The following is a 15,553-nucleotide window of genomic DNA, read 5'->3' as shown; positions in this document are numbered from 1 at the left end:
GACACCTTCTACATAAACTTATTTTCTAACTTTTGCTGAAAAGACTTTTCTTGCTTACGTAATAATTGACTACCTCGTTGTAAAATCGGCATTCCATACTTATCATTAATTTGATCGATGACAGCAAGTAGCGGCTCTTCTTTCGCATCTTCTTCAAATGAAAACAAATCTAATTGTTTCACCGATTCTGTCTTCCACTCTATTTCAGTAGCTGTAACACCTAGTAAACGAACGGAATCACCGTCCCAATGTTGCTTCCATAAACGAGATGCTGCCTGAAAAATATCTCGTTCTTCCCAAATCGCATTTTTCAATTGCTTACTCCGCGTTACTGTCCGCCTATCATGATATTTAATCATAATTTGAATATTATAGCTGACAAGCGTTCGCTTTTGTAATCTTTTACTCACTGATTTTGATAGCCGTTCTAACATATCAAGTAATTCTTTCTCTTCATCCATATCCTTTGAAAAAGTCATCGAATTACCGACACTTTTATGTTGTCCCATTTGACTCGGATCAACTTCCCTATCATCCATACCTTTTGCCCGCTGTTGTAAATCAACGCCATGCTTTCCAATTTTAGCGCGAATGATATGTTCGTTTCCTTTTGCTAACTGCTCAATTGTTTGTATATGAATATCATTTAATTTTTCAGCTGTTTTTTCTCCAATTCCATGCATTGCTTCAACTGGAAGTGGCCAAATCATTTCTGGAATATCTCGTTTTCGAAGCACCGTAATACCGAGAGGCTTTTTCATATCAGAAGCTGTTTTTGCTAGGAAAAGGTTAGGAGCAATTCCGATGCTACACGGAAGCTGTAACTCTGTTAATAACGCCTGCTGAATCATCTTTGCTATTTCAAGAGGTGAACCGAGTGCGTAGCAATCTGTAATATCTAAATACCCCTCATCTATAGAGACTGGTTGTATTTTTTCCGTAAAACGGGAAAGAATTTGAAACATTTGAAATGAAGCTTCACGATATAATGTAAAATTAGGACGCATTACAACTAATTGCGGGCATAACCTTTTTGCTTCCCAAAGAGGCATCGTTGTACGTATTCCATAGTCTCTTGCCTCATAACTACATGTTATAATAATTCCTTTTCTTTCTTTTTCATTTCCAGCAACTGCTAACGGCTTCCCTTGTAATGATGGGTCATGAGCAATTTCAACAGATGCGAAAAAACAATTCATATCTACATGCAAAATAACACGACCATTTTTCGGATACATTTCTCGCACAGTACTCACTCCCTAATCAGAACGTTCGTTCTTTCATTATATCAAATTTTGCATAATAGTTATAATAATTGCTTGTTCTTTTCCTTTCATACATTTGATATAATTTACATAAAATGTATAAAATCACAAAAAGGGATGATTATGATGAAATCAACTAATAAACTCAACTATACGTTCCTTGTGATTATATTAATCATAGCCATTAATTATTTACTGCTTCCTATTTTTAATATTAATACGTTTGGGTTCTTCCCTCGCCTAGTACATATAGCAACAACTTATATATTGCCATGGATTTTCTTATATTGGCTGATCCGCCTTGTAAAAGCAATCGAATCCAAATAAAAAGCGTGTAAATCAATTGTGATTTACACGCTTTTTCTATTCCATTACTTCGCTACTTCTTCAATAATTGCTATAACTAATTCTGCTGTTTTCGCTAATTCTTCAACAGGAATCTTTTCGTTTGTTGTATGAATTTCTTCATAACCAACCGCTAAGTTAACTGTTGGAATACCGTGTCCTGCAATTACGTTTGCATCACTTCCGCCACCACTTTGGTGAAGAGAAGGTGTACGACCAATGTTTTCAGCTGCACGTTTTGCAACTTCTACAACGTGATCGCCCTCAGCAAATTTAAATCCTGGGTACATAACGTTTACTTCAACGTCTGCATGACCACCCATTTCTTTTGCAGTTGTTTCAAATGCTTCTTTCATTTTTGCAACTTGTGCTTCCATTTTTTCATTGATTAAAGAACGCGCTTCTGCAAAGATTTGTACATGATCGCAAACGATATTTGTTTGTGTACCACCTTCAAAACGTCCAATATTTGCAGTTGTTTCAGAATCAATACGACCAAGTGGCATCTTCGCAATTGCTTTCGCTGCGATAGTAATTGCAGATACACCTTTTTCTGGTGCTACACCAGCATGAGCTGTTTTCCCACGAATAATTGCATTCACTTTCGCTTGTGTTGGAGCTGCAACAACGATTTCACCAACTTTTCCATCGCTATCTAATGCGTAACCGTATTTCGCTGTAATGCGCTCACGATCTAATGCTTTTGCACCAACAAGACCAGATTCTTCTCCAACTGTAATAATAAATTCAATTTTACCATGAGGGATGTTTTTCTCTTTTAAAACACGAATTGCTTCGAACATTGATGCTAATCCAGCTTTATCATCCGCACCTAAAATCGTAGTACCATCTGATACGATATATCCATCTTTAATAGAAGGCTTAATTCCATTACCAGGAACTACTGTATCCATATGAGAAGTAAAGTAAATTGTATCAACACCATCTTTTGTTGCTGGTAAAGTACAAATTAAATTACCTGCACCATGCCCAGTAACAGCCATTGTGTCATCTTCAAATACTTCTACACCTAAATCTGTAAACTTCTTTGTTAATACTTTACAAATTTCTGCTTCAAATTTCGTTTCAGAATCTACTTGTACTAATTCCATAAATTCATTTACTAAACGTTCTTGATTAATCATAAGACTGCGCCTCCTGCACTACCATTATGTATGTAACACTATTAATTATAACAGAATTTCGCAAAAGTTTCGAAATACAAGACAAAAAACAGACGGTTTATATGTCTAGATAACCATCTGCTTTCTATTACTCATTTAACAATACCCAGCGCATATGATCTTCCCATACTCCATTAACCATTAACATTTTCCTAGACACGCCCTCATATTGAAAGCCTATCTTCGTCACTACTTGTATAGATGCTAAATTTCGTGGCATAATCGGTGCTTCTATACGATGTAACTGAAATTCTTCAAAAGCAACTTGAATCGCTTTTCTAAGCGCTTCTGTCGTATAACCTTTGTTTAACTCTGCCTTATCTAATTTATAGCCGAGTACACAAGATTGATAAATTCCGCGAACAATTAAATTAAATGAAATACATCCAATTATTTTCGTATCATCACCCTTTTTAAAAATCCAAAGCCTGATGATTTTACCTTCTGCAAACTCTTTTCTATCCTTTTGTAACTTTTTCTTCTGATAATCTAACGTAAAAAAATCATCCGGTCTATACTCTTCCCAAGCTTTTAAAAATTCACGATTTCTGTCGTAATATTGAAGAACTTTTTCAGCATACGACTCATCAATTTCCCTTAAATGTAAACGATTTGTTTCATATATTTTCATCATCGTATCTCCATTCTTCAGCTTGCATAACAAAAAACTTATACTCTATCATTAATTATATATTCTCTACATACATACAAATTTCCTGTTATACTTTACACGCACTTCTCGAATTTTGTCACTTCTCTCCCCTTGTCCACAATATCATTTCTCGTTACAATGATATTGTACTGATTTGCAAGGAGGTTTAACGATGCATAAAAAAGCTCAAAAAGTTATGATTTATGTAATGCTAATTTCTATGCTTGTAACAACATTACTTGCTGGCGCAAGTATGTTTTGGTAAAAAGGACGATGTGTTCGTCCTTTTTTTACTTTTTACACATAACACAATAAAATAAACCATCTCGATATCGAGATGGTTTATTTTATATAAAGCACAATCGCTACAATACTAAAGGAGAATGACATTACAAGTGCTGTTATAAAACTTGTATATTGTTTCTGCTGAAATGCTCCAATAACAAAAGTAAGATTGAGTAATGCCATACATACAATTGCTACAAGATAAGAACATATATTAAAAGTTGCCAATATGAATGTAATAACAAATAGAAATCCCATAAAAAATTGCATATACGAAATTTTTGGATTCAAGTACATATGAGCAACCCCTTTATCTAATTTTTATCCTGATCGGTGAGGGCTGATAATCCGCAGGTAAAAAACATCCCACTGATTAAAGTTTCACTTTATCTTTCTATACTCTCATTAACTCATGGTTATGTACACATGTCAAGACAACTTATTGCATATGAAAAAGCCAACCTTTGTTGGCTTTTTCATATGCAATGGCTCCTTTTTCTTTTGCCAATTGCTGAAATGATTTTTTCGACTTCACAATCCATACTTTCGTTCCAATTGGAATGCGATCAAATAAATACTCCACATCGTTTTTCTTCATTCGTATACATCCTTGTGAAATATACTTTCCAATTGAACTAGGTTGGTTTGTTCCATGTATTCCATATTTACTTCCATCAGTTCCTCTTGCATTAAATCCAATCCACCTTGACCCAAGTGGATTTTTCGGTGACCCACCTGGAATATCCTTCGCAATATAATACGGATCCTTCGCTTTCATTACAACATCAAAAGTTCCCTCTGGAGTTAATTCATTTGTTTTCCCTGTCGCGACTGGAAAAACCTTCTGAATCTTCCCATCGTCAATATAAGCTAGTTTATTCGTCGCTTTATTTACAATAATGAAAGGATCTCCGGCACGTGGATTATCACCAAGAGGCCAAATAGGCGATAAAGAAAGACATAATATGAAAGAGAGAAGATACGGCATAGATAATTCCTACCTTCTATATAAGTTCTTTTATATTATCCTTTCCCTTAAAGCGACTTTTAATGAGTAAATATTGTTCCATTTCGTATACAAGTTGAACAAGTTTCGCACGTATCTCAAATTCTTCACGTGTAACGGGCAATGGCATATCTCTAAATAATTCTCTCATTTCTTGAAGCTGTCTTAAAGAAATAACCCCGGTACTCTGAGGGCTAATAGCATTACTAATGTTTTCAACCACATCCGCAATCATGTCAGCTTGTTCATATGTCCACGATAAAGAAGCTGCTAACGGAATCATTCGCTCTAAAATTTCGAATTGTTGCATACGCATATTAAAATAACGATAGTAATAGTCATCTTCTCGCATAAATGCATTCTCAAGTTTCTTAAACGATAAATCTCTAGCTTCATTTAGCATATTTTCAGTTTCAATAAGTTCTGCCCCGCTCCAGCTACTTTCTCTGTTTCGTAAATACACGACCATTTCAAACAAAATTGTTTTAAAGTTACTTTCTATTGTATCCTGATACTCTTTTAGCTTATTTTCACTACTTGGCATATACATATTCACTAATAAAGCCACGCTAATTCCTATCGTTAATATCGCAATTTCATTCCCAACAATAAGCCATGTAATTTGTTTCAATGAATATAGATGCATCACAATAACTGAACTCGTGACAATACCTTCTTGAATTTTGAGCATAACTGCAGTCGGAATAAATGTAAGTAATAATATACTAATTGCAAGTGGTGTATATCCAATTGTTTCAAAAATACAAAACGCGAATACCATTGATAATACACAAGCTAAAAAACGATGTAGCGATACTTGAAGTGATTTACGTTTCGTATTTTGTACACATAATATAACTAAAATGCCCGCTGAACTATAAAATTCTAATCCTAATAACTGCGCAATAAAAACGGCTACGCCTGTCCCTATTGCTGTTTTTACTGTACGGTATCCAATTTTGAACATATCATTGCTCCTATATGTATAAACGTATTTACAGCTAGTATAAAAAAAGGATGACACAATGTCATCCTTTTCTACTTATTATTCACGTAACTTTTACAGATTACAATATTTTTTGTAAAAATTGTTGCGCACGTTCACTTTTCGGTGCTGCAAAAAATTCTGCTGGCACACTATCTTCTACAAGCTTTCCACCATCTAAAAAGAGAACACGATCTGCTACTTCTTTTGCAAATCCCATTTCATGTGTAACAATCGCCATTGTCATTCCTGTCGTAACTAATGATTTCATAACTTCTAACACTTCTTTTACCATCTCTGGATCTAGTGCTGATGTTGGTTCATCAAATAACATAACTTCTGGTTCCATCGCTAACGCTCTCGCAATTGCTACACGTTGCTTTTGTCCTCCCGAAAGACGATTCGGATACGTATCTTTTTTATCTAATAAACCGACCTTTTCTAAAAGTTTCTCGGCTTTCTTGTCAGCTTCTTGTTTCGTTACTCCTTTTACATTGATAGGAGCATACGTAATATTTTCTAATACAGTCATATGAGGAAATAGGTGAAAATGCTGAAATACCATTCCAACATTTTCACGAACGTGCATAATATTCGTTTTCGGATTCGTTACTTCTTCCGTTCCAATCCAAATGTGACCATTTGTCGGTGCTTCTAGCACATTCATACAACGTAAAAATGTTGATTTCCCTGATCCAGACGGTCCAATAATTGCTACTACTTCCCCTTTTTCAATCGTTGTTGTAATCCCTTTTAATACTTCATTTTTTCCAAATGATTTATGAAGGTTTTCAATTTTAATCACTTTTCTTCATTCTCCCTTCAATTGCCTTCCCGACTAATGTAAGAATAATGACTAGCATATAATAAATAAGTCCAACAAAAAGTAATGGTTCAAGATATTTAAACGTCTCACCGCCTACAATGTAAGCACGGCGCATTAAATCGGTCGCTCCTATTACTGTTACTACAGCCGATTCTTTCGTAAGTGTCGCAAACTCGTTTACAAGTGCCGGTAATATATTTTTTAAAGCTTGAGGAAAAATGATATTTCGCATCATTTTTCCGTATGGAATTCCTAATGCCATCGCCGCTTCTGTTTGTCCTTTATCAACCGCTTGAATGCCGGCACGGATTACTTCTGACATGTATGCACCTGAATTCAAACTAAATGCTAGTACAGCCGCCAAGAATGCTGGTATTTCATAACCAATTATTTGCGGGACACCGAAATAAATAATCATTAATTGCAATACAAGTGGTGTACCACGGAAAATTGATGTATAAAAATCTGCCGCTATATTTAATGCTCGTATTCTAGCAATTTTGCAAAGCGCTAATAACGTTCCTAAAATAAACCCAACTAACGCTGATACTGCTACAATTTTTAAAGTAACTTCTAGCCCTTTTAGTATATATGGTATCGAAGGCGTAATCGCCGAAAAATCTAAGTTCATTCTTTTCATTCCCCTCACAGAAAAGTGAAAGGCAGCTTATTTTTCGCTGCCAAACCATTTCTTCACTAATTTATCCATTTCTCCATTTTCTTGCATTTTTTTAATTACTTTATTAAATTCTGCTGTTTTATCACTATTTTTCGGAAGGGCAATTGCTGCTCCTACTTCTTCTGGTGCTTCTTTAATTTCAATTCCTTGTAATTCTTTCATTTTTTCTAAATAATTTTTAGCAACTGTGTCTTCTATAATTGCAGCGTCAAAACGACCAGCTTTAATTTCTTGTACGATTTCTGGTATACGGTCACGTCCCTCAACTTTGAAATCTACTTGTTTTTTAAATTCTGCTGCTTTCTCTTCTTGGATAGATCCTGTTTGTACCCCTACTTTTTTCCCTTTTAAATCCTCTACAGATTGAATATTAGAATCCTTTTTAGAAACGACCATGTTTTTCGCAACAAAATATATATCTGTGAAATCAACATTATTTTTACGCTCTGCCGTTGGCGTCATACCTGCCATTACGAAATCAACTTTTCCTGAGCTAAGGGATGCTAATAAACCACCAAAATCCATATCTTTCACTTTCACTTCATAACCAAGTTCTTTTCCGATATATTTAGCAACATCAACATCAAAGCCGATAATTTCATCACTTTTTGAAGCTTCTACGTATTCATATGGTTTATAATCTGCTGAAGTCCCCATAACCAGTACTTTCTTATTTTTTCCAGTAGCCTTTTCTTCCCCATTACTACAAGCACTGAACATACTTACAATTAAAATAAGTGCAAACGATATTGATAATAACTTCTTCATCTTTCTTCCCCCTAATAATGTATATTTAAAAGTTTAATAGAATATTTATTCGATGTTTGTATTGTATCAGCACTTTAATTTTTATGCAATATATAAAATAAAAATAAATAAAATTTCAATACAAACAACGTTTGTTATGTATAAAATATTGCATAAAACAACATAACTATGCATATCCCATAAATTTTAATACTAAATAAAAAAAGGCGGTACATCCACTTCATTGTGGACGTACCGCCTTTTCGCTTATATTTATAGTTCTTCACAATTCTCTTCGAAATAAGATTGTAGTTTTGCAATAACTTGCATTGGTTCATGACCTTCAATTTCATGACGTTCTACCATCGTTACAATTTTTCCATCTTTTAATAAAGCAAATGATGGAGAAGAAGGTGGATACCCTTCGAAATATTCACGAGCTCTTGCTGTTGCTTCTTTATCTTGCCCTGCAAACACCGTTACAAGGTGGTTAGGACGTTTATCATAATGTACAGAATGCGCAGCAGCAGGACGAGCAATGCCACCTGCACAACCACATACAGAGTTTACCATTACAAGTGTTGTTCCATTTCTTTTAAACGCTTCATCTACTGCTTCTGGCGTCGTCAATTCTGTATATCCAGCAGAAACAATCTCTTCACGTGCTTGGCGGACAACATCATTCATAAAAAAGTTAAAATTAATCAATCTTTTCCCTCCTCTAAAACTACCTATTTGTATCTTACCAGTTAATGTTTATGAAATACAAGTAAGTTTACTTGTATTTGGGTATAGAAAAGGTGTTAGAGCCCTGCTCTAACACCTTTTCTTAATGACCACGATGTTTTTGCTTTGCTTTTTGTACTTTAATTAAACGTCTTCTTTGTTTTTCAGCCTCTCGCTTCTCCTTAGATTGCACTTTCTTTTCTTGTTTATGCAGTTCATAAGATAAGCTAATTGCCTCTTGCGCCTTAGTAAAGCGGTTTACATTTACTTCTTTTGCTGCTTGTCGTATGATCCGCTTTATATTTTTGGGACGCTGTTTTTCTTTCACTTCCACGCCACATTTTGCAAAGTGCTGAAAATACGCTAACATTGAACCGTTCACAAATATAAGCACTTCTTCGTCTGAAGGTTCCGTTCCAAAGATATACCTCGCTCCATACAACTTCCCTTTTTCTTTACATGTAATGATTCCAACAAAAAATTGACCATCGTGATATACTGTCAAATCCACTGACAGCCCCTCCTTAAAAAAATTAGAAATACGGGACATCCCGGAGGGGAAGGTTACTGACATGAAATCATGCGTCTGGACTACCAACCAGAACTGTGTTTTTGTATTTCTTTCATTATTATTATATCCTTTTTTCCATAATCTTCATATATTCACCAATCATTTTTTTATGCGATCCTACAATATAATCAGGTAGTTCTGTTAGTGGGAAGAATGTAAGCTGAACCGCTTCTTCTTTATTCATAACAAACTCCCCTTCATATTCATCCGTATAATAGGCTGTCGTTACGGATTGAAATTCATCACCATTTGCTAGTTTTGTAAAATAATTCGCTCCCGAAAATACATTAATTAATCGCAAGTTCTTCACTTCTATTCCTGTCTCTTCATATACTTCACGGCAAGCTGTTTCTTCTGGTGATTCGCCAAGCTCCATTAATCCGCCAGGCAATCCCCATTTTCCGTAAGGCTCTGTTCTTTGCTGTAATAAAACATCCCCATTTTCATTTATAACGAGTACAACAGCACCAACTAAAATTAAAGGGCGATGACCAACTATTTTTCGTAATTCTTCTACATATCCCATCGTATCGCCTCCTTTTTCGTTGTCCACACTATTGTATCATATGTATGAAACGACAAAATGCGTATATTTTTCATTTTTTTAACAAAATATTTATTTTATGTGCTTCATCTACTGTAGCTAACATAATGGATTCAACTTCTGCGTTTTTCTCTAGAAATTCTCTCGCCCATTCTTCTGTTTTCCCTAATAAAGCAAGAACATCTTTCTGAATGCTCCCATCCTTTACTAATACAAATGAAACTGGAGATTTTTTTCCCGCCACTTTCAGATCAAGCCGTGAAACTGCTTCATATTCTGGATACTGAAATATAGAAACGACACCGTTCGCTTCCCATAATGCTAATTTAATCTTTTGAATATCACTCACATTTCGCATACGAAGTTCCGAAAATAAATATTCCACCGTAATTCTCGCTTTTTTCAAATTGCTAAAATCAATGGAACCATTGTGTATAAGAATAATAGGTGCTGGCTCTAAAAAGCGTCTCCATCTATCCCATTTCAACATTAAGACTGAGCTTATAATGTGAAGTACAACGAGTATGAACGTTGTAATCATTGATCCGAGTAATCCTACTTTTTCATCAGATAATGCGTTAGAAATATTTCCACCAAGCAATAATACTAATACGACATCTAAAAAACGAAGTTGCGCGATGGATCTTTGCCCCATCGCTTTCGCAACTAATATTAAAAATATGTATGCTATAATAGCCCGAATAACCCATTCACTATTGGAAAGATGCCGTGCCCCTTCAAAAATATGCATATGCATCACTTTGCACTCCTTACCCGTCTCAAACTGCTACTTTGTTTTAGTTTGCAACGTTTAAGAGCATATATGTAAAAAAGCTGATTCGTTTTTAAACGAATCAGCTTTTCTTACTTGACGGAAAACATATACTTTTTATACGTTTTTCGTACGGATAATATGAGACCCATCATAATCATATTAGAGAACAAGGAACTCCCCCCATATGATAAGAACGGTAATGCAATCCCTTTTACAGGCATTAATCCAACGATCATACCGATGTTTTGGAATATTTGAACCGTTAATATTCCGATTGATCCAGCACATAATAATGTACCGAATAAATTATCAGCAGAATAACCGATAATAATTGTTCGATATAGTAGTAATAGGAACAAGAATACAACTAACGCTGCTACGATAAATCCACCTTCTTCGGCAATTGTAGCAAAAATAAAGTCAGTATGCTTCTCAGGGATATAGACGTTCCCTTCGCCAAATCCTTTCCCTTCCATACCGCCACTACCTACAGCTAAGATCGATTGCTGTGTTTGATAACCTTGATCTGTATGTTCAAATGGATCTAACCAACCTAAAATACGTGATTGTTGGTGAGGTTTTAGTAACGTAACTAACTTATTAAAGAAGAAATCCTCATACCTTACGTAAATAAATATTAACGCCGATAGTATGGTGACTGGAATAACTGTACATAACGCTATCAATTTCTTCTGAATACCTGACATAAATAAAATACATGCAATTGCAGCAGCATATAAGAACACCATCCCTGTATCTGGTTGGCTATATACAACAGCCATAGGCGGAAGGGATACAAGCACAATTTTACCTACTAATTGTAAATCCGTTTGGAATGTCCTTGCCATATACTGTGCATTATGTTTCACTGCTATACTTGCTACTACGAGAAGCAATGAAATTTTGAAAAACTCAGATGGTTGAATTTGTCCAACTAACGGAAATACAAACCATCTTTTTGCACCTAATTTTTCAGGTGTGAAAGTGGAAACCGGTAGTATTTTCAAAAGAATAAGTGAACCAAATCCGACGATATAAAGTGGCCAAGACAATTTTTGTAATTGATCTAAGTCGATGCTTGCAACAAGCAATAACAATACAACTCCAATTATGTAGTTCAAACCCTGTTTCATCGCAAAGTTTGCCTCTCCATATTGGCCAGTTTGCTGACTGCTATATATAGCAGCTATACTCGTAACACATAATGCTAACAAAATTAATATTAATTTTACATCTAAACTTTTTAGAAACTCGGTACTTCTTTTCATGACATCCTCCTGAAACATTGTTACAGCAAAATAAAAAACCAGGAGTCAACATTCTTCATGTTTTGACGACTGATTACACATTATCTATAAAACACTTATATAGAATAACTCTCTTTTTCATACAATACAATATATTATACTACAGTTTCGTCAGTAAGATTTGCCAAAAAAATTATTCTTTTCTTATTTTATATCCATATACCATATATCAGCAATGTATTTTCATAAATTCCTAATACATAATCGTTCATTGTAAGATTACTGGGGAAGATATTATACATATAGTAGAATGTAGATGAAGAAATAAGATGATAAAAAGCTCGCATAAGCGAGCTTTTTATTAATATACAGATGTATTATTTTCTGACGTATTTTCTAAAATTTCTTTTACACGTCCTAAGAACTTACCACAAATTAAGCCATCTAGTACACGGTGATCAAGTGATAAACATAAGTTAACCATGTCGCGAGCACCGAACATACCATTATCCATAATTACTGGGCGTTTTACAATTGATTCAACTTGTAAAATAGCCGCTTGTGGATAATTAATAATACCCATAGATTGAACAGAACCAAATGATCCTGTGTTATTAATTGTAAATGTTCCACCTTGCATTTCATCCGCTTTTAACGATTTCGTACGTACTTTTCCTGCAAGCTCTGTAATTTCACGAGCGATACCTTTAATCGTCTTCTCATCCGCGTGTTTAATTACTGGTACAAATAGTTCGTCCTCTGTTGCAACAGCGATAGAAAGGTTAATATCTTTCTTCTGAACGATCTTATCGCCAGCCCACATTGAATTGATTTGAGGATACTCTTTTAACGCCTGCGCTACTGCTTTTACGAAGAAAGCAAAGAACGTTAAATTAAAGCCTTCGCGCTTTTTGAAATCACCTTTAATTGAATTACGGTATGACACAAGGTTTGTCACATCTACTTCAATCATCATCCAAGCATGTGGCGCTTCGTGTTTACTACGTAACATGTTCGCCGCAATTGCTTTACGCACACCTGTTACTGGAATTTCGATATCGCCAGGCATTGTTGGTACAGAAACTGGTTTTGCAGCTTCTACTTTTTGTGCTACTGGCGCTGCTTTTGGTGCTTCTGGACGCACTTCTACTACTGCTGCTACCGCTTCCTCTTTCTTCGCACCTGCTTGCGGAATATTTCCAGATTCCACTAGCTTTAAAATATCTTTACGAGTGATACGGCCATTTGCTCCCGTACCTTCTACTAAATCTAAATCAACATTATGCTCACCTGCAAGTTTTAAAACAGCTGGTGAAAAACGTGGTTTTCCATCAGTTGGTTGTTTTGCTTTCGGTGCTTTTTCAGGCGTAGCTACTTCTGCCTTTGGTTCTTCTTTTGTTTTTTCCTCAACAGCTGTCGCTGCTACTTCATCTGCGCCTTCTACTTGAATAACACAAACTACTTCACCTACAGCTAACGTCTCACCTTCACCAGCGATTAATTCTTTCACAATACCAGTGAAAGAAGATGGTACTTCAGCATTTACTTTATCAGTCATTACTTCTGCAAGCGGATCATACTTGTTTACGTGATCGCCAACATTAACGAGCCATTTACTAATTGTACCCTCTGTAACGCTCTCCCCGAGCTGAGGCATTGTGATGTTTTCTACAGCCATGTATAGTCCCCCCGATTAAAATTCCGCAAGTTCACGCATTGCTTTTTCAACTTTATCTGGATTTACCATAAAGAATTTTTCCATTGTTGGTGCATATGGCATTGCTGGAACGTCTGGACCTGCAAGACGTGCGATTGGCGCATCTAAATCAAACAGACAGTTTTCAGCAATAATTGCTGCCACTTCACTTATAATACTTCCTTCTTTATTGTCTTCTGTTACAAGAAGAACTTTACCTGTTTTAGAAGCTGCTTCAATGATTGCTTCTTTATCTAATGGATATACAGTACGTAAATCAAGGACATGTGCAGAGATGCCATCTTGCGCTAACTTCTCAGCTGCTTGAAGAGCAAAGTGAACACATAATCCGTACGTGATAACAGTAATATCGTCACCTTCGCGTTTTACATCTGCTTTTCCAATTGGTAATACGTAATCATCCTCTGGCACTTCACCTTTAATTAAGCGATATGCACGCTTATGCTCAAAGAATAATACTGGATCTTCATCACGAATTGCTGCTTTTAATAAACCTTTTGCATCATATGGTGTAGAAGGAATAACAATTTTCAAACCTGGTTGGTTCGCAAACATCGCTTCCACAGATTGCGAATGATACAATGCACCGTGAACACCGCCGCCAAATGGCGCACGAATTGTAACTGGACAAGTCCAATCGTTATTAGAACGATAACGAATTTTTGCTGCCTCAGAAACAATTTGGTTTACTGCTGGCATGATGAAATCGGCAAACTGCATTTCAGCGATTGGACGCATACCATACATTGCCGCACCAATTGCTACCCCAGCAATTGCAGATTCTGCAAGCGGTGCATCAAGCGCACGATCTTCACCAAATTGATCATATAATCCGTGTGTCGCTTTAAATACGCCACCTTTTTTACCAACATCTTCACCTAAAACAAATACTTTCTCATCGCGTTCCATTTCTTCGCGCATTGCTAATGTAATAGCATCAATATAAGACATTACAGCCATGAAACGTTCCCCCCTATTCTGCGTATACGTGCTTCAATGCATCTTCAGGTGCTGCATACGGAGCATTTTCTGCATATTCTGTTGCTTCATTTACGATATGCATAATTTCGTCTAACATTTGTTTTTCAAATTCCTCAGTTAACACGCCAGCTTCTTTTAAATAAGCTGCAAATGTTATAATTGAATCTTTTTTCTTTGCTTCTTCTACTTCTTCTTTATCACGATAAACACGATCATCGTCGTCACTAGAATGTGCTGTTAAACGATATGATACTGTTTCAATTAAAGTTGGGCCTTCACCACGACGACCGCGGTCTGCTGCCTCTTTTACAGCTTTATATACTGCAAGCGGATCGTTTCCGTCTATTGTATATCCAGGCATACCGTAACCAATTGCACGGTCTGATACGTTTTTACATGCTAATTGTTTTTCAACTGGAATAGAGATTGCGTATTTATTATTTTCACACATGAAAATAACAGGTAGTTTGTGTACACCAGCAAAGTTTGCCCCTTCATGGAAGTCACCTTGGTTTGAAGAACCTTCTCCAAATGTAACAAACGTTACTAAATCTTTCTTTTCCATTTTTCCAGCTAATGCAATACCAACTGCATGTGGTACTTGCGTTGTTACTGGAGATGATCCTGTCACAATACGATTTTTCTTTTGACCGAAGTGACCAGGCATTTGACGACCACCAGAGTTTGGATCTCCAGCTTTCGCGAAAGCAGACAACATAAGCTCTTTAGCTGTCATACCGAACGCTAGTACAACACCCATATCACGGTAGTATGGTAATGCATAATCTTTCTCTCTATCAAGAGCGAATGCTGCTCCAACTTGTGCAGCCTCTTGTCCTTGACAAGAAATTACGAATGGAATTTTACCCGCACGGTTTAATAACCACATACGTTCGTCGATTTTACGTGCAAGTAACATCGTACGGAACATTTCTAATACTTGCTCATCACTTAAGCCAAGCTCTTCATGGCGCTTTTCTTTTACTTCTGCCATTTTTCATAACCTCCTAAATCCACA

Annotated in this window: 18 protein-coding genes and 1 pseudogene; 2 read left to right on the top strand and 17 right to left on the bottom strand. The window is 36.0% G+C overall.

All coding sequences use genetic code 11. The features are described from left to right. Positions 1–8: 8 nt before the first annotated feature. Positions 9–1,247, bottom strand: a complete 1,239-nt coding sequence (locus ABH961_RS11705) for a DNA polymerase IV (RefSeq protein WP_048546356.1) — start codon at positions 1,245–1,247, stop codon at positions 9–11. 144 nt (positions 1,248–1,391) lie between these two features. Here ABH961_RS11705 and ABH961_RS11700 point away from each other — a divergent pair, with 144 nt between their 5' ends. Then, entirely contained in the window at positions 1,392–1,592 is a 201-nt protein-coding gene (locus ABH961_RS11700) for a hypothetical protein (RefSeq protein ID WP_046957503.1), read from the top strand. A gap of 44 nt (positions 1,593–1,636) precedes the next feature. Here the strand turns inward: ABH961_RS11700 and ABH961_RS11695 are convergent, their stop codons facing one another. Further along, positions 1,637–2,755, bottom strand: a complete 1,119-nt coding sequence (locus ABH961_RS11695; RefSeq protein ID WP_048546358.1) for a tripeptidase T — start codon at positions 2,753–2,755, stop codon at positions 1,637–1,639. A 127-nt stretch (positions 2,756–2,882) separates the two neighbouring features. Next, positions 2,883–3,428, bottom strand: coding sequence for a GNAT family N-acetyltransferase (locus ABH961_RS11690; RefSeq protein ID WP_002008488.1), 546 nt, complete (start codon positions 3,426–3,428; stop codon positions 2,883–2,885). A 190-nt stretch (positions 3,429–3,618) separates the two neighbouring features. Between ABH961_RS11690 and prli42 the strand changes: the two genes are divergently transcribed. Then, positions 3,619–3,711 carry a stressosome-associated protein Prli42 gene (gene prli42, locus ABH961_RS11685; RefSeq protein WP_000549038.1) on the top strand — a complete coding sequence of 31 codons (93 nt, stop codon included), beginning with the start codon at positions 3,619–3,621 and terminating at the stop codon, positions 3,709–3,711. A 77-nt stretch (positions 3,712–3,788) separates the two neighbouring features. On the opposite strand, the gene ABH961_RS11680 is transcribed toward prli42, so the two are convergent. From ABH961_RS11680 to bfmBAA, 14 genes and pseudogenes are all read right to left on the bottom strand, one after another. Beyond that, entirely contained in the window at positions 3,789–4,028 is a 240-nt protein-coding gene (locus ABH961_RS11680) for a DUF3894 domain-containing protein (RefSeq protein WP_000281162.1), read from the bottom strand. A gap of 132 nt (positions 4,029–4,160) precedes the next feature. After that, positions 4,161–4,719 (bottom strand): annotated as a pseudogene (locus ABH961_RS11675) (L,D-transpeptidase). A 16-nt stretch (positions 4,720–4,735) separates the two neighbouring features. Further along, positions 4,736–5,704 (bottom strand): aromatic acid exporter family protein, encoded by a 969-nt coding sequence (locus ABH961_RS11670; RefSeq protein ID WP_098076649.1) that lies wholly within the window; start codon positions 5,702–5,704, stop codon positions 4,736–4,738. Between the two features lie 100 nt (positions 5,705–5,804). Beyond that, positions 5,805–6,527, bottom strand: a complete 723-nt coding sequence (locus ABH961_RS11665; RefSeq protein WP_098076652.1) for an amino acid ABC transporter ATP-binding protein — start codon at positions 6,525–6,527, stop codon at positions 5,805–5,807. Continuing rightward, positions 6,520–7,179 (bottom strand): amino acid ABC transporter permease, encoded by a 660-nt coding sequence (locus ABH961_RS11660; protein ID WP_048546366.1) that lies wholly within the window; start codon positions 7,177–7,179, stop codon positions 6,520–6,522. Before ABH961_RS11660 ends, ABH961_RS11665 begins: the two co-directional genes overlap by 8 nt. A gap of 36 nt (positions 7,180–7,215) precedes the next feature. Further along, complete coding sequence (locus ABH961_RS11655) at positions 7,216–7,995, bottom strand: transporter substrate-binding domain-containing protein (protein WP_000735475.1); 780 nt, start codon at positions 7,993–7,995, stop codon at positions 7,216–7,218. Positions 7,996–8,247: 252 nt separating this feature from the next. Then, entirely contained in the window at positions 8,248–8,661 is a 414-nt protein-coding gene (locus tag ABH961_RS11650; protein ID WP_001998211.1) for a BrxA/BrxB family bacilliredoxin, read from the bottom strand. Positions 8,662–8,803: 142 nt separating this feature from the next. Further along, positions 8,804–9,211, bottom strand: coding sequence for a YjdF family protein (locus ABH961_RS11645; protein ID WP_000366594.1), 408 nt, complete (start codon positions 9,209–9,211; stop codon positions 8,804–8,806). A 121-nt stretch (positions 9,212–9,332) separates the two neighbouring features. Then, positions 9,333–9,797, bottom strand: a complete 465-nt coding sequence (locus ABH961_RS11640; RefSeq protein WP_404519420.1) for an NUDIX hydrolase — start codon at positions 9,795–9,797, stop codon at positions 9,333–9,335. Positions 9,798–9,867: 70 nt separating this feature from the next. Then, a complete protein-coding gene (locus tag ABH961_RS11635; protein ID WP_048546371.1) occupies positions 9,868–10,572 on the bottom strand; it encodes a DUF421 domain-containing protein in 705 nt (234 codons plus the stop codon). Between the two features lie 107 nt (positions 10,573–10,679). Next, positions 10,680–11,858, bottom strand: a complete 1,179-nt coding sequence (locus ABH961_RS11630; RefSeq protein ID WP_000831201.1) for an FtsW/RodA/SpoVE family cell cycle protein — start codon at positions 11,856–11,858, stop codon at positions 10,680–10,682. Between the two features lie 340 nt (positions 11,859–12,198). Further along, complete coding sequence (locus ABH961_RS11625) at positions 12,199–13,515, bottom strand: dihydrolipoamide acetyltransferase family protein (protein ID WP_098068060.1); 1,317 nt, start codon at positions 13,513–13,515, stop codon at positions 12,199–12,201. Between the two features lie 15 nt (positions 13,516–13,530). Next, positions 13,531–14,514, bottom strand: a complete 984-nt coding sequence (bfmBAB, locus tag ABH961_RS11620; protein WP_000290073.1) for a 3-methyl-2-oxobutanoate dehydrogenase subunit beta — start codon at positions 14,512–14,514, stop codon at positions 13,531–13,533. A 13-nt stretch (positions 14,515–14,527) separates the two neighbouring features. Continuing rightward, a complete protein-coding gene (gene bfmBAA / locus ABH961_RS11615) occupies positions 14,528–15,529 on the bottom strand; it encodes a 3-methyl-2-oxobutanoate dehydrogenase subunit alpha (RefSeq protein ID WP_000852549.1) in 1,002 nt (333 codons plus the stop codon). Positions 15,530–15,553: the final 24 nt, after the last annotated feature.

The sequence above is a fragment of the Bacillus sp. RC251 genome (genome assembly GCF_044908765.1).
GTDB lineage: Bacteria > Bacillota > Bacilli > Bacillales > Bacillaceae_G > Bacillus_A > Bacillus_A wiedmannii.
This window is presented reverse-complemented; position numbering and strand designations above follow the sequence as displayed.